Here is a 16767-nt window from a genome sequence, read left to right as displayed (position 1 = left end):
CTCGGACTGGTCGAGCCACTTGACGTACTGCGCCGTCATGCTCCCGACGATGTTGGCGAACGCCTCGTAGCTCGCGAAGAACCCGTGCCGTCCCGACTGCACGTACCCCTCGAGCCACCCCTGGCACATGTGCTCCGAGAGGACCTCCAGCACCCGGCCGTGGCGGCCGAGGTTCCGGTCCGTGGGGAGCAGCCCCTCCTGCCAGCCGCGGGTGCGCCCCGGTTCCTCGGTGTCGTAGAGGCTCTGCAGGTGGTTGGAGTCGATCTCGTCGGGGCCGAAGACGCGGAAGTCGCGCTGCTCGGCGGTGCGTGTGAGGAGTGCCCCGAGGTACGCGCCGAGGACGGCGGTCGGCTGGTGGCCCGTGCTCCCCGGCTCCTCGACCGGTACGGCGTGCGCCTCCGCCTCGGGGAGCGGCAGCTCGCTGACGAGCCGGCCGCCGTTGGCGTAGGGGGTGGCCCCGAGCCGCAGCTCCCCCTCGGGCACCGGTGCGAGCACCTCGGCGCGGGGGCGGCCCGCCGCATCGAAGAGGTCGTCGGGCCGGTAGGAACGCAGCCACTCCTCCAACTGCCGCAACTGCCGCGGGTCCTCGTGGACGTCGGTGAGCGGGATCTGGTGCGCACGCCAGGTGCCCTCGACGGGTTCGCCGTCGCGTTCTTTCGGCCCCGTCCAGCCCTTGGGCGTGCGGAGGACGAGCACGGGAGTACGCAGCCGCGACGGGCGGGCGGTGCTGCTGCGGTCCACGCTGCGCCTGCGTACGTCGTCGAGGCGCGCCACCGCGGTGTCGAGCGCGTGGGCCAACTCGACATGTACGCGCAGGGGATCGCTGTCGGCGTCGGCGGTGACGTGGAGCGGTTCGTGGCCGAGCCCCCTGAGGTAGTCGTCGAGGTCCTGCTCCTCGGTACGGGCAGGGAGCGTGGGGTTGGCGATCTTGTAGCCGTTGAGGTGGAGGACGGGGAGTACGGCGCCGTCGTGGACGGGGTCGAGGAAGGCGTTGCTGCGCCAGGAAGCGGCGAGCGGGCCCGTCTCGGACTCGCCGTCGCCGATCACGGCGCAGGCGAGCACCTCGGGGTTGTCGAACGCGACGCCGTAGGCGTGGAGCAGGCTGTAGCCGAGCTCGCCGCCCTCCTGGATCGACCCGGGGACCTCGGGCGAGGTGTGGCTCGCGACGCCGCCGGGCGTCGAGAACCTGCGGAAGAGGGCGCGCATGCCCTCCTCGTCCCAGCGGTACCGCGGCTCCAACTCGCCGTAGGTGCCCTCGAGCCAGGCCCCGGCGCGCACCGCCGGTGCTCCGTGCCCGGGGCCCCAGACGCTGACCGTCGGCCGGCCGCTGCGCCGGATCAGGCGGTCGAGGTGGGTGTAGAGGAGGGTCAGGCCGGGACAGGTGCCCCAGTGGCCCAGAAGTTGCGGCTTGAGGTGGTCGGTGGTGAGGGGCTCGCGGAGGAGGACGTTGTCGCGGAGGTAGATCTGGCCCGCTGAGAGGTAGTTGGCTGCGCGCCAGTGCGCGTCGAGGGCGGCGGCCTCGACACCGTCGATCTCCTGCGGTTCTCGGGGACGTGTCGACTCGGTCTCTGCTCGATGGCCGTGCATGGTGCCCAGGGATACCAGGTCGAGCGGGCGTTGACACGCGTGCCGCCCGACCGGTCCTCCGGCGCGGCGCGTCAGAAGCGGAAGAGGTCCCCTGAGCTGCGATGGAGCAGGCACTCGTTGGGGAAGGTCTCCTCCCATTCGACGGTCCGGCCGCGGAAGGTGCCGAAGGCGGTCGCGGTGACGGGGTCGTGGATCATCGAGCAGGCTCCGGTGGCCGGAGGGACGGCACCCGGGTCGCCGTGCGCCCTCGCGAGGTCGGCGCAGGCCGCGGGTCCTTGCGGGTGGGTACCGGTGCCCGAGGGGCAGTAGAGGCGGACGGCGCGGGTCCAGGTCCCCTCGCCGTCGGAGAGGGTGAGTTCGAGGCCGCCGGTGGGGCGGTCGGCTCCGAGCCGCGCCTCGTGGTCGGCGGATCGGGATCCGGCGCCGGCCGGGCTCTTCGCTCCGTCTGCCGCCGTGCCGGCGGCGGAGGCCGGGGTGGCGGCGAGGGGCAGCAGGGCGGCGGCGAGCGCGAGTGCGGCGCCGCCGAGTCGGTGGGCGGTGCGAGTTGTCTCCATGTCCCGTTCAACGCCCGGCGCGCCCGCGGGTCACCAACTCCCCTCGCCCGCTTGGTTGCAGGGCGGAGGGGGCGTACGCCGCGCGCAGGGGCGCCGGCGTGCGCCGCCGGGCTCCGGATCGGCCCGGACGACCCGGCGGCGCGTGTACTGCGGCCGTACGACGGCCGGTTGGCGCGTCAGTAGATCTCGTCGACCCACTCCGGGTGATCCACGAACGGGTTCCGGTTGTGCTGGACCTGCTCGTAGATGACGTCGTTGCGGTTCTCTTCGAACGCGTCCGGCGGGTCCTGCGCGCTCCACTCCTTCAGGACCGAGACGCGGCCGAGGTTGGGCGCCGAGCCGTTGTCCACCTCGTCGTTGGCCTCGAGGTCGGGCCAGGAGTCGTCGCCCTCGTACCGGACGTCCATGTAGAGGATCATCCGGGCGACGTCGCCCTTGACCTCGTCGCGCGGCTCGAAGGAGTCGTCGTCGGTGAAGTTGCCGGGGGCGTCCTCGACTTCCTCGCCTCCCTCGTCGAAGTCCTTGTTCCCGCGCACGCTGTTGACCTGGACGTCGGTGGGCCTCAGGTGGTGGACGTCGGTTCCGGGCCCCGTCGAGGTGCCGAAGTCGCCGTGCGACTTGGCCCAGACGTGCTCGCGGTTCCACTGCCCCGAGTCGCCCCCGTTGTCGCCCGCCGACTGGGAGCGGCCGGTGTAGAGGAGGATGACGTTCGAGGAGTTGTCGGGGTCCTTGTCGGTCTCCTTCAGGGCGTCCCAGACCTCGTCGTAGGAGATGGCCTCGGCGTCGGTGGAGATGATGGTGTGGAGTGCGTCCTTGAGCTCCCCGCCGGTCTTGCCTTCGGCGTCCTGGTAGTAGTCGGCGGGTGCTTCGAGCGCCCCGGGCGCCGGCCCGGCCGTGGCCGTGGGGACTGCGACGGCTGCGACGGCCACCGCTCCGGCGGCCGCGGCGGCGTAGAGGGTTCTGCGTATCACGGTTCATCCCATCGCGTGGGGGACGGACGCCTCCGGCGCCGGTACCGGCGCACGGCGCCCGTGTGACGGGTGTTCGGTCGCACGATTCCTGCCCGGGAATCTACGCGCGTGAACATGTCAGAAACCGCGGCGAAGTGAAGAATCCGTGTGCCAACCACCGTGGATTTCGCGGCGGTTACCCGAACGCGAGAGCCCCACCGCACGAGGCCGAGCCCCGGAACGCGCTACTCCCCCGCGCTCTCCTCCGACTCCGACTTGGCCGCGTCCTTCAACGCCTGGCTCGCCTGGAAAGCACCGTGCTCGGCGGGGAGCCCCGACTCCTGGAGCGCCCTGTTCTTCTCGACGACCGCCTGCTGCACCACGCCCCGCAGCCGCGCGGCCTCGGCCTTCTCCTCGTCCGTCCACTCGATGCCCGGTTTTCCGACGTCCCTGGCATGGCCGTCGAGGGCGGCGAAGGCGCCGTTCACGGCGCGCTGGAGGTCGATCAGCTCCCGATGCGTACTTCTGTCGATGATGTCGGCCATGTGTGCGATCCTACGTCCGCCCGGGAGTTTTCCCAGCGCACAGCGGCGCGCGACGCGCGAGCGGCCGCTCTTCGACGTCGCGTCCGCTTCCGTCAACGGCAGTGTGCCGCAGGCGTGTTGGACCGCTCGCGGCTCGTCCGCCGGCGGGCCCCGCTCGGGTGAACAGTGACCCCGGCGAGCGAGCGCACCGCCGCGGACGGGCACCGGTCGCAGGGAGGCGGCAGCAGACGGACGAGGGAGTGGCCATGGTGCGGGCACTGTTGGTGATCGATGTGCAGAAAGACTTCTGCGAGGGCGGCAGCGTCCCCGTCCCGGGCGGCGCCGGGCGGGCCGCCGCCATCGCCGGGCTCGTGGCGAGGACGGCGGCCGAGGGCGTGTACGCGGAGATCGTCGCCACCCGCGACCACCACATCGACCCGGGCGGCCACTTCTCCGCCGACCCCGACTTCCGCACCTCGTTTCCCGCGCACTGCGTCGCCGGCACCGAAGGCGCGGCCTTCCACCCGTACTTCGCGGCGGCCGCCGAGTCCGCAGCCGTTCGCGAGGTCTTCTACAAGGGCGAGCACGCCGCCTCCAAGAGCGGCTTCGACGGTGCGGACGCGGCGGGAACCCGGCTCACCGACTGGCTGCGTGCGCGCGGCGTCACCTCGGTCGACGTGGTGGGCATCGCCACCGACCACTGCGTCCGCGCGACGGCGCTCGACGCCGTCCGCGACGGCTTCGCCACGCGCGTCCTCCTCGACTACACGGCCGGCGTCGCCCGGGAGACGACGGACAGGGCCCTGGAGGAGCTCGGCAACGCCGGCGTCTCCCTGGACGGGGAGCCGGTCGTGCCGGCGTGAGGGCGCCCAACGTCGCTCCGCGGCACGGAGATTGGATTCCCGGTGCGTTCGGCCGGCCTCACTCGTCCGCGCCGAAGCCCTCCAGGAAGATCTCCGCGGTGTCCGTGGCGAGTTCCTCGACGCCGTAGACCTCGGAGGGGCGGAACCACCGCACCGAGAGGAAGACGGCGTCCCGCAGGAAGCGGTGGAAGACGCGTGCCTCCACGTCCCGGCGGAAGGCGTGCTCAGCGACCCCGTCGGCGATCGCCTCCTGCCACGTCCCGAAGATCCGTGCGGCGGCCTCGCGTACGGCGGCGAAGCGGTCGTGCGAGGCGAAGTAGCCGCGGTTGAGCTGGTAGACCTCCGTCGCGTGCGGGTGGGCGTGCGAGACGTGCAGCGACGCGAGGACCAGGGCGCGGAGACGTGTCGCGGCGTCACCGCCGGTGGCGAGCACGGCGCCGTAGGCGGCGTCGAGTGCGCCGAGGTACTCGGCGACGATCTCCTCGACGATCGCGTCCTTGGAGTCGAAGTAGTGGTAGAGGCTGCCCGAGAGGATGCCGGTCGCCTCGGCGATCTCGCGGACCGTGCAGCCGCCGATGCCCTTTCGGGCGAAGAGCGGGGCCGCGCGGTCGAGTATGAGACGGCGGCGGTCGCTCCCCGCCATCACGCCGGCTCTCACCGGGGGACCGCGAAGGTCGCCCAGGCGCGCACCGCGACGCCCCCGGTCTGCCGTGCGCAGCGCAACTCCAGCTCCACGTACCGCTCCCCGCCCTCCTCCAGATCACCGACCATCTCGCCCTCGCAGGTGAGGGTGTCCCCCGGCCACACCTGCTCGGCGAACCTGGCCCGGAAGCGGCGCACGTTGTGCGCGCCGAGCCAGTCCGTGGCCCAGGAGGCGAGGAGCCCCGCCTGGAACATCCCCACCGAGAACGGAGAGGGAAAGCCGGCGGCCCTGGCGTACTCCTCGTCGTGGTGGATGGGGTTCATGTCGCCCGAGGCGCCCTGGTAGCGGACGAAGTCGGTGCGCGTCACAGGTCCGTGCACGACGGGCCCGGGCGCGGGCGGGAGCGCGGCGCGGCCCGTCGTCACGACGCCTCCGGGACGCCGCCGGTCTCGACGCCGGTCATCCTCGCCTCCGCCACGAGACGGCCGTCCGCGTCACGGAACTCGGTGACCATCACGGCGAAGGTGAGCTCGCCGCCTCGCCTGCCCTGCTTGGTGTACATCTCGGTCACCGTCGACCGGGCGGTCAGCTCGGTGCCCGCGGTGGGCGGAGGCCCGTGGAAGACGTACTCCTGCTCGGCGTGGAGGCCGCGCTGCTGGTCGAGGGCGACGCGCTGCCAGGCGTCCGCCTTCCCCTCCTGCCAGAAGAACTGCGTGGTGAGGAAGGTCGGCGGGCACGGCGGCTCGTCGGAGTCCAGGTAGGCGGGGTTGCTGCTGCCGGTGGCCCGCGCGAACTCGCGGACCTTGCCGCGTTCGACGTCGAGCCTGAAGGGGGCGCCGGTGTGCCCGAGCGCCTGTCGGTCGGCCATCTTCTCCTCGATCCCTGCTCTCGGCGCGGGGAGTGCCCCGGACGCCTGCGGTGTTCAGTGCGCGCGGTCCGCCGTGGACACGGGGCCGCCGGTCGCGGCGAGGCGGTCGAGCACTTCGGTGGCCTCCCGGGTGAGGCGGGCGATCAGTTCCCGGCAGCTCGGCAGGTCGTCGATGACGCCGAGGACCTGGCCCGTCGCCATCACGCCCTCGTTCGGGCGGCCGTCGAGGAGCGCCGTCCGGTAGAGCATGGGCGCGTTGGCCGCCATCACCACCCGGCTCCAACTCAGGTTGTGCGCACGGCGCATCGCGAGCCCCTCCCGTACCATCTCGCGCCACGGCGTCCCGGACATGCGCCGGAAGGCGACGGCGTTCCGCGCGGCCCTGACCAGCCGGCCGGGGCCGGAGGTGCGCTCCAGCGCATCGACGGTGCGGCCGCGTACGACGCGCTGCGGTACGCCGTCGATCTCGCTGGTGAGCACGGTGTCGTGCACCGTCTTGCGGAGGTATTCCTCCTTGACCTCCGCCGCGACGGGGCTGTCGCTGGTGAGGAGGAAGCGCGTGCCCATCGCGATGCCGTCGGCTCCGTAGGCGAGTGCGGAGACGAGCCCGCGTCCGTCGAAGTAGCCGCCCGCGCCGATCACGACGATGTCCACCGCGTCCCTGACCTGCGGCAGCAGCAGGCTCGTCGGCACCTGTCCGGTGTGCCCGCCGCCTTCGCCGCCCTGGACGACGACCGCGTCGGCGCCCCAGGAGGCGACCTTCTCCGCATGCCGCCGCGCGCCCACCGAGGGCACCACGACGAGCCCGGCCTCCTTGCACCGCGCGATGAGCGGCTGCCGCGGGGCGAGCGCGAAGGAGGCGACGCGCACGCCCCTGCGTGCCATCAGGTCGATCCGCCGCTCGACGTCCGGCTGGTCGGCGCGGACGTTGACGCCGAACGGGCGGTCCGTGCGCGCCTGCACCTCGTCGATGGCGGCGGCGAGCTGCTCGTAGGAGAGCAGTCCGGCCGAGAGGATGCCGAGCCCGCCGGCCTCCGCGGTGGCAGCGGTGAGACGCGGGTCGGAGACGTACCCCATGCCCGTCTGGACGACGGGCACCTCGACGCCGAAGAGCGCGGTCGCGCGGGTGCGCAGGCGGCCCGCGGCCGGTTGCTCGGTCATGCGGTTCCTTCCCGTGGTGGTCAGCGCGTGGTGAGGAGGAAGCCCTCGTAGCCGCCGTCGCGGATCTCCTCGCAGCGCGCCGTGTACGCGCCGAGACCGGCCACGTACGGCATGAATCTCCGGGGCTTGCCGGGGATGTTGGCGCCGAGGTACCAGGACTCGGCGCGGGGGAAGAGGGTCGCGTCGGCCGCCTCCTGGACATGGGCCGTCCATTTCTCGGCCGCGTCGTCGCGGGGCTCCACCTGGGTCGCGCCGCGGGCGTCGGCCTCGCGTACGAAGCGGAGGATCCAGTCGACCTGCTGCTCGGCCGTGAGCACCATGTTGGAGAGGACCGAGGGCGCGCCCGGGCCGTTGACGGTGAACAGGTTCGGAAAGCCGGGCACTTGGAGCCCGAGGTAGGTGACGGGCCCTTCGGCCCAGGTCTCCGCGAGGCGCGCGCCGCGGGGGCCGCGGATGTCGATCCGGGTGAGCGCGCCCGTCATCGCGTCGAAGCCGGTGGCGCAGACGAGGACGTCGAGCGGGTGGTGGCCGCCGCGGGTCTCGGCGCCGTCGGGGGTGATCCGTACGAGCGGGTCCCGCCTGAGGTTGACGAGTGCGACGTGGGGGTGGTTGAACGCCTCGAAGTAGCCGGAGTCGGTGCAGATCCGCTTGGTGCCGAGTGGGTGGTCGGTCGGGATGAGATCCTCGGCCGTCTGCGGGTCTTCGACGAGCTCCCGGATCTTCCGCTCGGCGAACCGCCGTGCGTGGTCGTTCGACTCCAGGTCGGTGTACTGGTCGGGGAAGGTCTTCCCGAAGAGGACACCGCCGGCGCGCCATCCCTCTTCCAGTGCCGCCTCGCGCTCCTCGGGGGTGCACTCCGCCGCCCGCTTCGGGTACGGCACGTGCGGCGAACCGCCGCCGCTGAGTCGGGCTCTGCGCCTGCGCTCCGGGTACTCGGCGCGGATGCGTGCCTGGTCGGCGTCTGTGAGTCGCCGATTGAGCGCCGGGACGCTGTAGTTGGCCGTGCGCTGGAAGACGGTGAGCGACGCTGCCTCCTCCGCGAGGAGCGGCACCGACTGGATGCCGGACGAGCCCGTGCCGATGACGCCGACGCGCTTGCCGGCGAGCGAGGGGTGCGGGTCCGGCCAGCGCGCCGTGTAGTACGTCTCGCCCGCGAACTCGTCGATGCCCGGTATGCGGGGCTTGTTGGGCGCCGAGAGGGAGCCCGTCGCGAAGAGGAGGTGGCGGGCGCTGTGCTCCTCGCCTGCGGCGGTGCGCACCGTCCAGGCCGAGGCGGACTCGTCGAACTCGGCCGCGTCGACGCGGGTGCCGAGGCGCACGTGTTCGCGCAGGCCGAAGCGGTCGGCGACGTGCTCGAGGTAGGCGAGGATCTCCGGCTGGGTGGCGTAGCGCTCGCTCCACGGCCAGTCGTTCTGTAGCTGCTCGTCGAAGGAGTAGGAGTAGTCGACGGATTCGACGTCGCAGCGGGCGCCGGGGTAGCGGTTGAAGTACCAGGTGCCGCCGACGCCGTCGCCGGCTTCCAGGCAGACGACGTCGAGTCCGGCGGCGCGCGAGGCGTGCACCGCGTACAGCCCGGCGAAGCCCGCACCGACGACGAGGACGTCGTGCACTCTTCCGTCCGTCATTCTGCTGCTCCCCGGCTCGCGGTGGCGGTGAGGTTCCGTACGTCGTGCCAGAGCACCGCGCGCGCCGACTGCGCGGGCCGGAGCCCGGCGACGGTGAGGAACCCGTGGAAGAGTTCCGGGTAGTGGCGCCGGACGGCGGGGACGCCGCTGTCGGCGAGGGCGCGGCCGTAGGCGCGTCCCTCGTCGCAGAGCGGGTCGAGCCCGGCCGTCACCACGACCGCCGGGGGCAGGCCCCGGAGGCTCGCCGCTCGCAACGGGGCGACCTGCTCGACGGGTTCGGGCAGCCGCCCTCCGGGGAGGTACTGCCGCCAGTACCAGTCCATTGCCGCACGGGTGTTGCCGTATCCGGAACCGCGAGCGGTGTAGCTCTCGGTGTCGCAGGCGGGGTCGATGACGGGGTAGACGAGGATCTGCCCGGCGAGGTCCTGGCCCGTGTCGCGGGCGGCGAGAGCGGCGACGGCGGCGAGGTTGCCGCCCGCGCTGTCGCCGGCGACGAGGAGCCGCCCCGCGTCCCCGCCGAACGCGGCGGCCTCCTCGGCTGCCCAGGCGACCGCGGCGGAGGCGTCCAACGCGGCCGCCGGCGCCGGGTGTTCGGGGGCAAGCCGGTAGCCGACGGACACCACGACGGAGTCGGTTCCCTTCGCCATCTCGCGGCAGAAGCCGTCGTGGGAGTCGATGTCGCAGAAGACGAAGCCGCCGCCGTGGAAGAAGACGATCACGGGGCGCGGCGGGGCCTCCGGCGGCGAGGGGAAGTACAGCCGCACCGGCAGCGGTCCTTCCGGGCCCGGCACGGTGCGGTCCTCGGTCCTCGCCACGTCGCCGAGGTTCTCGACCGGTGCGCGCCGGGCTGCTATGGCGGCGCGGGCCTCCGCGCCCGTCATCCGGTGGACGGCGGGGAAGCTCGCGTCCAATTGCCGGACGGCGGCCGCCGTCTCTTCGTCGAACACTCTTCAACCCTTCACGCGGCTCAGGCGGTCTGCCCGCCGTCGACCACGAAGTCCTGGCCCGTGCAGTAGCTGCCGGCGTCGCCTGCGAGGAAGGCCACGAGGCGGGAGACCTCGGCGGGTTCCCCCGGGCGCGGTATGGGCAGGTGCGCGACGGCACCGCCGCCGGCTCTCGTGACCTCGGAGAGCATCCGGGTGACGATCGCCCCGGGGCAGACGCAGTTGACACGGATGCCGTACTGCCCGAGCGCCTTCGCCGCGGCTCTGCTGACGCCGCGCAGCCCCCACTTGGAGGCCGTGTAGCCGAGCCCTCCGGCGTATCCGGTGAGCGCCGCCGTGGAGGCGACGTTGACGATCGAGCCGCCCGCCTCGCGCATGAGCGGCAGGACGGCACGCATGCCGAGGATCGGGCCGACGAGGTTGACGTCGAGGGTGAGTTGAAGCTCCTCCTCGGTCAACTCCTCCAGCCCGCCCAGTCGGTAGCGTCCCGCGTTGTTGACGAGCACGTCGACGCGGCCGAACTCGCGGCGGACGCGGTCGACCGCGGCCTCCCAGGCGGCCTCGCTCGCCACGTCGAGACCGAGCGCGAGCGTCCTTCCTCCGATACCGTCGGCGACCGCGCGCACCAGTTCCTCGTCGATGTCGGCGAGGACGACGGCTGCGCCCAACGAGGCGAGCATACGGGCGTGTTCGGCACCCTGGCCCTGCCCGGCCCCGGTCACGAGCACCGTCTTTCCCGTGAGGTCGGCGAGTTGCTCCGACACGGCCCCAACCCCTTCGCGACGCCACCGTGCAATGCCTAGCAAGCGCTTGGTGTGGGGAGCGTAGCAAGGTGGCAGAGCCCGGGGAAGACTTCGGGCGACACCGGAGGACCTGCCCGACGGGCTTCCGCGGCGGGTGTCCTCGGGGGACGATCCAGGTGCGGGGCAGACGAGTTGCCGGGACGCCGTACAGCAGACGTCCGCCAAGGGCGGCGGGAGCGGGAGAAGGTGAGGCGGCAGGACGGACGGCGCTCGTCCGGTGCCGCACGTCGGCGACTTGGGCGTGGGCATGCTCGGTCGCGGGAGCGGACCGGCCGGCCGGCCGTGCACGAGGGTCTTCGCCTGCCGTGGCAGGCAGCGGGCCGGCGGCCGCTCGGACACTCGGCGGCAGCGCGGAAGAGACGAAGCCAAGCGCCAAAGGTCCGGGGCTGGTTGGGCGGCAGGCGGGCGGACACCGTCCACTGCTCACGGCAGTGCGCGGTGAGGGCCCGGAGTGGGCGGCCTCAGGCCTGCCCGCGTCGCCCGGAGCGTGTCGGCCCGGCCACGCCAGGGTGCCCCGGTCGGTCGTCCGGACCGGAAGCCGGAGGCGGCGCCTCGACGACGAAGAACAGGAAGCAGGGCTTCGTCGACAGGTCACGGAAACCGTCGGGGAAGAGTTCGCGGGCGGCCGGGTCGGGCTGCGGCTCGCTGAGGGCGGAGAGGCGGAAGCCGGCGGTGGTGAAGGCGTCGGTCATCGCGTGCAGCGGTCTGCGCCAGAACCTCATCGGGGCGGACCTCCCGCCGAACTCCCAGTCGAAGGAGTAGCTGGTGGTCGCGGAGTAGTCGGGCCGAGGCTCCTGGATCGTGTAAGCCACGAACGGGTGATCCACCGAGGCGATCAGCCGGCCGCCGGGGCTGAGCACGCGCCGCAACTCGGCCAACGTCGGCCCCCAGTCCTCCAGGTAGTGCAGTACGAGCGACGCGACCACGTCGTCGAACGCCCCGTCGTCGAAGGGCAGGCGCTCGCCCAGGTCGCCCGTGTGAAGGTCAGCCTCCTCGCCCAGTCGCCGCCTGGCCACGGCGAGCATTCCGGCGCTGGCGTCGATACCGGCGACGACGGCACCGCGGTCGCGAAGCGCGGCGAACAGGGAGCCCGAGCCGCAACCGGCGTCCAGGATGCGGTGACCGGCCACGTCTCCGGCGAGAGCCAGCATCGCGGGCCGCTCGTAAGCGGCGTTCACCAGGCTGTTCTCGCTCTCCGCCGCGTACGCCTCCGCGAAACCGTCATAGTCGTTCACGCGATCCGGACCCGCGACCCGGGTGAGGTTCCCGGGCACCTCGACTGCACGCTCCATCGTCGCAGCCTAGTGGTGAGCCGACCGCGGGACGGGCGAACCGCAGAGCTAGGACTTGACCGGGCGAGCACCCTCGGCGCCACGTGCACATCTCAGCGGCACCGCGGACACGCGCGCGACGGCCGGCATGTCCCGGCACAGCCCTCACCCCGCTCGGACCAGCAACACCCGGAACGGCCCACGCGTCCGGGCACCTCCCCGTAGTCCCTAGCAATCGCTTGGTTGACGTGAGTAGAGTGGGCACATGCGGACCGGCCTTCACCACGACATGCCCAACGCACCCTTTTTCGCCCGCCGTTGGCTCGATACGCCCACCGCCGAGGCCGACACCGCGGACGCAGCGGATGCCTCTGCGCCGCTCTCCCGCAGTGCGACAGACCCGCCCTGCACGTCCGCTCAACCGAAGACCGCACGACGCGGAGTCGAGGCTCTCCCAGCAGAGCTCCCGGGGACGCGCGACGCACACGCAGTGCGACCGCGGCGCCGCTCCACCGCCGTGCATGCACCGACACGACCCGGCGACCGACCGCATCGACTGAAGAGAGGAGAGGCATGGCGGACAAGACCATGGCCCTCGACGATTTCCCTGCCGCTCTCGCGTCGGGCTCGACGATCGGCATCGGCGGCTGGGGGTCGCGCCGCAAACCGATGGCGCTCGTGCGCGCCCTCCTCCGCAGCGACGTCACGGACCTGACGGTGGTGAGCCTCGGCGGCCCCGACGTCGGCCTGCTCTGCGCAGCGGGCAAGGTGCGCAAGCTCGTCTACGGCTTCGTGTCGCTCGACAGCATCCCGCTCGACCCGCACTTCCGCGCCGCACGGGAGACCGGCACGATCGAGGTGGCCGAGTACGACGAGGGCATGTTCGTCGCCGGCCTCCGCGCCGCCGCGAGCCGCCTCTCGTTCCTCCCCACCCGGACGGGCCTCGGTTCCGACGTGCTCACCATGAACCCGGAGCTGAAAACCGTCGCCTCGCCCTACTGCGACGAGGAGTACGTCGCGATGCCCGCGCTGCGCCTCGACGCCGCGCTCGTCCACGTGCACCGCGCCGACCGCGCCGGAAACGGCCAATACCTCGGCCCCGACCCGTACTTCGACGACCTCTACGCGCGCGCGGCCGACCGGTGCTACGTGAGCTGCGAGGAACTCGTGCCCACGGCGGACCTGTTGGACGCGGGGCCTCCGCAGTCCCTGCTGCTCAGCCAGATCTTCACGACCGGGGTGGTGGAGGCGCCGCGCGGAGCCCACTTCACCACCTGCGCCCCGGAGTACGCCCGCGACGAGCCGTTCCAGACCGAGTACGCGACGGCCGCCAAAAACCCCGAGGACTGGCGGGAGTTCGCGCGTACGTACCTCGGCGGCGACGAGGCGCACTACCAGGCGGCCGTGGCCCGCTTCCACGCGGACCGCACCGCGAAGACGCAGGAGGCGACGGCATGAGCGCGGAGTTCACCAGGGCCGAGGTCTGCGCGGTGGCCTGCGCCGAGACCTGGCGCGGCGCGGGAGAGGTGCTGGCGCACACGGTCGGCCTCGTGCCCACGATCGGCGCCCGGCTCGCCCGGCTCACGCACACACCTGAACTCGTCCTCTCCGACGGCGAGGCGTACCTCATGAGCGAGCCGCCGCCGCTCGGTGCCACCGCCGCGGAGGGCGGCGTCGTCAGCGGATGGCTGCCCTTCCGCACCGTCTTCGACATCGTGGAGAGCGGACGGCGGCAGAGCATGATGGGCGCGAGCCAGATCGACGCGTACGGCAACCAGAACATCTCGCTCATCGGCGACTGGCGCAGGCCCGACCGCCAACTCATCGGCGTACGGGGCGCGCCGGGCAACACCGTCAACCACCGGACCGACTATTTCGTCGCGCGGCACTCCCCCAAGGTCTTCGTCGAGCAGGTCGACGTCGTCTCCGGGGTGGGCAACGACCGTGCGCGCAGGCACAGTTCGGCCGGGCGCCACCACCGGCTGGTGGCCGTCGTCACCGATCTCGCCGTGCTCGGATTCGGGTCCGAAGGGCGCCTCCGTCTGGAGTCGGTGCATCCCGGCGTCACCGCGAACGAAGTCCGCGCGCGCACGGGTTTCGCCCTCGACACCGAGGGGGCGGGGGTGACCCGCGCGCCCACCGGCGAGGAACTGCGGCTGATCCGCGAGGTGATCGACCCGGAGGGCCTGCGCGACCGTGAAGTCCGGGGCTGAGCAGACGAGTTCGGCGCCGGGTCCCGCACCGGATCACTCCTCCGCGAGCAGGCCGCCCTGGAGCATGCGCAGGTACTGCTTCGCGACGGCGTCGACCTTGTACTTGCCGCGCGGCCGGTACCAGCGCACCGACGACCAGACCGTGTCGCGGATGAACCGGTAGGCGAGCTTGACGTCGATGTCGCCGCGGAAGGCGCCGGACTTCTGCCCCGCTCCCAGCACCCGCACCCACACGGCTTCGATCTTCCGGCTGGACTCGCCGACGTACTCGAAGCCGGGCTGCTTGCTGAGCGGGCCGACCTGGTTCTGGTAGAGCGCCACGGCGTGCGGAGCCGTGGCTATCGCGTCGAACGAGGCGTTGACCAGCTCCTCGAGCGCCTCCCTCGGCTCCCCCGCCTGCTTCTCGATCGCGGTGAACCGGCCGAGGAGGTTGACGAGGAAGTCGCGGAGAATCTCGTCGAGCATCGCCTCCTTGGAGCTGAAATGGTGGTAGAGGCTGCCGGAGAGGATGCCCGCCTCGTCCGCGATGTCGCGCACGGTCGTCTCCGCGTAGCCGCGGGTCGCGAACATGCCGGCGGCGATCTCCAGCAGCTCGCCGCGCCGCGCCGAGCCGCCCTTCGCGACGCTCTTGCCGGCCGGCGGCGCTCCTGGGCTCTTCACGGCACCCTGCCGGGGCTTCGCCGCCATCTGTCGTCCCTCCTGAGATGCCACAACAAGCATTTGACCGCCGGTGATTCTGCCACAGCCGACGACCGCGGCGCGGCCGGTCCCGGCCGCCCCGGCGAGCAATGACCGTAGAACCCGCGTGAGCAGCCCTGTTCAGCTCCGCACCACCTGAGTACGATGCCAAACAAGCAATTGCTCGCTTGGAGGAGAATGTGGTCACCGCGAGTGCTCCGAGAACGATCCCCCAGCTCGTGCGGGAGGCGGCGAAGAGGTACCACGACCGCCCGGCCGTAGTCGAAGGGGAGGTGCGCCTCGGGTACCGCGAACTCGCGGAGCGCGTCCACGAGACGGCCGCCGCCTACCTCGCCGCCGGCGTCTCCCCGGGCGACCGGGTCGCCGTGTGGGCACCGAACCGCACGGAGTTCGTGCTCGCCGTCCTGGGCGCGCAGACCGCAGGCGCCGCCGTTGTCCCCCTCAACACCCGCTACCGCGGCCACGAGGCGGTGGAGATCCTCAACCGCTCCCGCGCCTCGGCCCTCGTCCTCGCCGACGGATTCCTCGGTACGGCCTTCTCCCGCATGCTCCGCGACGCTGCCGCCGAGCGCTCCCGAGCAGGCGACCAGGGCTCGGTCCCCGGCGTCCCCGCCCTGCGCACCGTGGTCGACATCGGCGCCGCACCGGACACGCAGATCGCCGTGCCCTGGCGGGAGTTCCTCGCCGCCGGCGCCGACATCCCCACCGCACACGTCGAAGCGGTCGCCGACGCCGTCACGCCGGATGACGTCTGCGACATCATGTTCACCTCCGGTACGACGGGCGCACCCAAGGGCGTGATGAGCGCGCACCGGCAGACGATCGACGTCGCACGCGTGTGGGGAGAGCGCGCCGGTCTCGGCCCCGACGACAACTACGCGGTCGTAAACCCTTTTTTCCACGGTTTCGGCTACAAGGCGGGCATGGTCACCTCCCTCCTCTTCGGCGCGACCGTCCATCCCGTCTCCGTCTTCGACGCCGAAGAGCTCCTCCGACTCGTCGAGTCGGAGCGGATATCGGTGATGCCGGGCGCCCCGACGCTCTTCACCTCGCTCCTCGACCATCCCCGGCTCGGCGCGTACGACCTCTCCTCGCTGCGGTACTCCGTCGCGGGCGCGGCGACCGTGCCGCACTCCCTCTTCCGGCGCATGCGCGACGAGTTGGGGTTCGAAGCGGTGACACAGGGATACGGCCTCACCGAGGCGCTCGTGGTGACGATCTCGCGCCCCGGGGAGGCGCCCGAGCACGTCGCGGAGACGACCGGACCCGCCGTGGAGGGCATGGAGGTGCGCATCGTCGACGCAGAGGGGCGCGAGGTTCCGTGCGGCCAGGAGGGCGAGGTCCTCGTGCGTGGACGCAACGTGATGCTCGGCTACTTCGAGGACGAGGAGGCGACGCGGCGCGCGATCGACTCCGACGGCTGGCTGCACAGCGGCGACATCGGCCGGCAGGACGAGCACGGCTGCCTGCGCATCACCGACCGGCTCAAGGACATGTTCACCGTCGGGGGGTTCAACGTCTACCCGGCCGAGGTGGAGAACGTCCTCGCGGCGCACCCGCACGTCTCGGCCAGCGCGGTCGTCGGTGTGCCCGACGGGCGGCTGGGCTCGGTGCCTTTCGCCTTCGTCGTACCGCGGCAGGGGTGCGAACCCGAGGCGTCCGAACTCGTCGGCTACTGCCGGGAGCGGCTCGCCAACTTCAAGGTGCCGCGCGGTGTCAGGCTCTGCGAAGAGTTGCCGAGGAACGCGAGCGGGAAGGTGCTCAAGACCGAGTTGCGTGAGGCGGCTGCTGGGGAGTGAGGAGCGTGGCCGGCACGTTCGCGGACGCCGAGCCGGTGGTCGGGGACGGGTCGGCCCCGCAGGAAACGGGTTGCCGGGCGGCGGAGTACGTGGCGGCTTCGCGTGCGCCGTTGCCCGACGCGGTTGCTGGTCCGCGGCGTTGGGCGGCCCGGCCGTCGCCGGTGCGGTCCGCGGGCCGGCGCCGCCGCGCGTCGGCCGGGGCAGCGGAACGCACTTTCCTGCCGCGGCTCCGTATACGCCGACCGAACTGCATCCGCGGTCGG

The 16767-nt window shown here is 72.3% G+C and carries 17 protein-coding genes; 4 read left to right on the top strand and 13 right to left on the bottom strand.

From position 1 onward, the window contains the following. The 4 genes from UWG_RS0102845 to UWG_RS0102830 all read right to left on the bottom strand — a co-directional run. A partial coding sequence (locus UWG_RS0102845) for a phosphoketolase family protein (protein ID WP_016905696.1) occupies positions 1 to 1587 on the bottom strand: 1587 nt, incomplete at its 3' end. Positions 1588 to 1658: 71 nt separating this feature from the next. Further along, on the bottom strand, positions 1659 to 2141 hold the full coding sequence (locus tag UWG_RS0102840) for an SSI family serine proteinase inhibitor (protein ID WP_016905695.1): 483 nt from the start codon (positions 2139 to 2141) through the stop codon (positions 1659 to 1661). Between the two features lie 176 nt (positions 2142 to 2317). Beyond that, entirely contained in the window at positions 2318 to 3112 is a 795-nt protein-coding gene (locus UWG_RS0102835) for an endonuclease I family protein (RefSeq protein ID WP_016905694.1), read from the bottom strand. A gap of 224 nt (positions 3113 to 3336) precedes the next feature. Continuing rightward, the gene (locus UWG_RS0102830; RefSeq protein ID WP_016905693.1) at positions 3337 to 3636 is read right to left on the bottom strand and encodes a hypothetical protein; all 300 of its coding nucleotides are present in this window, start codon (positions 3634 to 3636) and stop codon (positions 3337 to 3339) included. 245 nt (positions 3637 to 3881) lie between these two features. On the opposite strand from UWG_RS0102830, the gene UWG_RS0102825 reads away from it, so the two are divergent. Next, positions 3882 to 4478, top strand: a complete 597-nt coding sequence (locus tag UWG_RS0102825) for an isochorismatase family protein (protein WP_016905692.1) — start codon at positions 3882 to 3884, stop codon at positions 4476 to 4478. Between the two features lie 58 nt (positions 4479 to 4536). Here the strand turns inward: UWG_RS0102825 and UWG_RS0102820 are convergent, their stop codons facing one another. The 8 genes from UWG_RS0102820 to UWG_RS0102785 form a co-directional block, all read right to left on the bottom strand. Next, positions 4537 to 5121 (bottom strand): TetR/AcrR family transcriptional regulator, encoded by a 585-nt coding sequence (locus UWG_RS0102820; protein ID WP_016905691.1) that lies wholly within the window; start codon positions 5119 to 5121, stop codon positions 4537 to 4539. 11 nt (positions 5122 to 5132) lie between these two features. Continuing rightward, positions 5133 to 5546 (bottom strand): MaoC/PaaZ C-terminal domain-containing protein, encoded by a 414-nt coding sequence (locus tag UWG_RS0102815; RefSeq protein ID WP_016905690.1) that lies wholly within the window; start codon positions 5544 to 5546, stop codon positions 5133 to 5135. Next, positions 5543 to 5989 (bottom strand): FAS1-like dehydratase domain-containing protein, encoded by a 447-nt coding sequence (locus UWG_RS0102810; RefSeq protein WP_016905689.1) that lies wholly within the window; start codon positions 5987 to 5989, stop codon positions 5543 to 5545. The genes UWG_RS0102815 and UWG_RS0102810 overlap by 4 nt, the downstream gene beginning before the upstream one ends. A gap of 54 nt (positions 5990 to 6043) precedes the next feature. Continuing rightward, positions 6044 to 7150: an NAD(P)H-dependent flavin oxidoreductase gene (locus UWG_RS0102805; RefSeq protein ID WP_016905688.1), complete on the bottom strand. Its 1107-nt coding sequence runs from the start codon at positions 7148 to 7150 to the stop codon at positions 6044 to 6046. A 20-nt stretch (positions 7151 to 7170) separates the two neighbouring features. Continuing rightward, positions 7171 to 8775, bottom strand: coding sequence for a flavin-containing monooxygenase (locus UWG_RS0102800; protein ID WP_016905687.1), 1605 nt, complete (start codon positions 8773 to 8775; stop codon positions 7171 to 7173). Beyond that, positions 8772 to 9722 carry an alpha/beta hydrolase gene (locus UWG_RS0102795; protein WP_016905686.1) on the bottom strand — a complete coding sequence of 317 codons (951 nt, stop codon included), beginning with the start codon at positions 9720 to 9722 and terminating at the stop codon, positions 8772 to 8774. Before UWG_RS0102795 ends, UWG_RS0102800 begins: the two co-directional genes overlap by 4 nt. 20 nt (positions 9723 to 9742) lie before the next feature. Next, positions 9743 to 10483 (bottom strand): SDR family NAD(P)-dependent oxidoreductase, encoded by a 741-nt coding sequence (locus UWG_RS0102790; RefSeq protein ID WP_016905685.1) that lies wholly within the window; start codon positions 10481 to 10483, stop codon positions 9743 to 9745. Between the two features lie 500 nt (positions 10484 to 10983). Next, on the bottom strand, positions 10984 to 11814 hold the full coding sequence (locus UWG_RS0102785; RefSeq protein ID WP_029391109.1) for a class I SAM-dependent methyltransferase: 831 nt from the start codon (positions 11812 to 11814) through the stop codon (positions 10984 to 10986). Between the two features lie 552 nt (positions 11815 to 12366). On the opposite strand from UWG_RS0102785, the gene UWG_RS0102780 reads away from it, so the two are divergent. Together UWG_RS0102780 and UWG_RS0102775 are read left to right on the top strand one after the other, a co-directional pair. Further along, positions 12367 to 13251, top strand: coding sequence for a CoA transferase subunit A (locus UWG_RS0102780; protein WP_016905683.1), 885 nt, complete (start codon positions 12367 to 12369; stop codon positions 13249 to 13251). After that, positions 13248 to 14006: a CoA-transferase subunit beta gene (locus tag UWG_RS0102775; RefSeq protein WP_016905682.1), complete on the top strand. Its 759-nt coding sequence runs from the start codon at positions 13248 to 13250 to the stop codon at positions 14004 to 14006. The genes UWG_RS0102780 and UWG_RS0102775 overlap by 4 nt, the downstream gene beginning before the upstream one ends. Before the next feature lie 33 nt (positions 14007 to 14039). Here UWG_RS0102775 and UWG_RS0102770 read toward each other — a convergent pair whose 3' ends face one another. Then, positions 14040 to 14693, bottom strand: coding sequence for a TetR/AcrR family transcriptional regulator (locus UWG_RS0102770; RefSeq protein ID WP_016905681.1), 654 nt, complete (start codon positions 14691 to 14693; stop codon positions 14040 to 14042). A 179-nt stretch (positions 14694 to 14872) separates the two neighbouring features. Here UWG_RS0102770 and UWG_RS0102765 point away from each other — a divergent pair, with 179 nt between their 5' ends. After that, positions 14873 to 16504 carry a FadD3 family acyl-CoA ligase gene (locus UWG_RS0102765; protein ID WP_237719965.1) on the top strand — a complete coding sequence of 544 codons (1632 nt, stop codon included), beginning with the start codon at positions 14873 to 14875 and terminating at the stop codon, positions 16502 to 16504. Positions 16505 to 16767: the final 263 nt, after the last annotated feature.

The sequence above is a fragment of the Streptomyces xiaopingdaonensis genome, assembly GCF_000262345.1.
In the GTDB taxonomy this organism is placed as follows: domain Bacteria; phylum Actinomycetota; class Actinomycetes; order Streptomycetales; family Streptomycetaceae; genus Streptomyces; species Streptomyces xiaopingdaonensis.
This window is presented reverse-complemented; position numbering and strand designations above follow the sequence as displayed.

What these genes read in the sequence shown, in the direction of transcription:
- UWG_RS0102770 (WP_016905681.1), bottom strand. Translation starts at nt 14,693, where the DNA reads ATGGCGGCGAAGCCCCGGCAGGGTGCCGTGAAGAGCCCAGGAGCGCCG.
- UWG_RS0102820 (WP_016905691.1), bottom strand. Translation starts at nt 5,121, where the DNA reads ATGGCGGGGAGCGACCGCCGCCGTCTCATACTCGACCGCGCGGCCCCG.
- UWG_RS0102785 (WP_029391109.1), bottom strand. Translation starts at nt 11,814, where the DNA reads ATGGAGCGTGCAGTCGAGGTGCCCGGGAACCTCACCCGGGTCGCGGGT.
- UWG_RS0102830 (WP_016905693.1), bottom strand. Translation starts at nt 3,636, where the DNA reads ATGGCCGACATCATCGACAGAAGTACGCATCGGGAGCTGATCGACCTC.
- UWG_RS0102780 (WP_016905683.1), top strand. Translation starts at nt 12,367, where the DNA reads ATGGCGGACAAGACCATGGCCCTCGACGATTTCCCTGCCGCTCTCGCG.
- UWG_RS0102805 (WP_016905688.1), bottom strand. Translation starts at nt 7,150, where the DNA reads ATGACCGAGCAACCGGCCGCGGGCCGCCTGCGCACCCGCGCGACCGCG.
- UWG_RS0102825 (WP_016905692.1), top strand. Translation starts at nt 3,882, where the DNA reads ATGGTGCGGGCACTGTTGGTGATCGATGTGCAGAAAGACTTCTGCGAG.
- UWG_RS0102775 (WP_016905682.1), top strand. Translation starts at nt 13,248, where the DNA reads ATGAGCGCGGAGTTCACCAGGGCCGAGGTCTGCGCGGTGGCCTGCGCC.
- UWG_RS0102840 (WP_016905695.1), bottom strand. Translation starts at nt 2,141, where the DNA reads ATGGAGACAACTCGCACCGCCCACCGACTCGGCGGCGCCGCACTCGCG.
- UWG_RS0102810 (WP_016905689.1), bottom strand. Translation starts at nt 5,989, where the DNA reads ATGGCCGACCGACAGGCGCTCGGGCACACCGGCGCCCCCTTCAGGCTC.
- UWG_RS0102800 (WP_016905687.1), bottom strand. Translation starts at nt 8,775, where the DNA reads ATGACGGACGGAAGAGTGCACGACGTCCTCGTCGTCGGTGCGGGCTTC.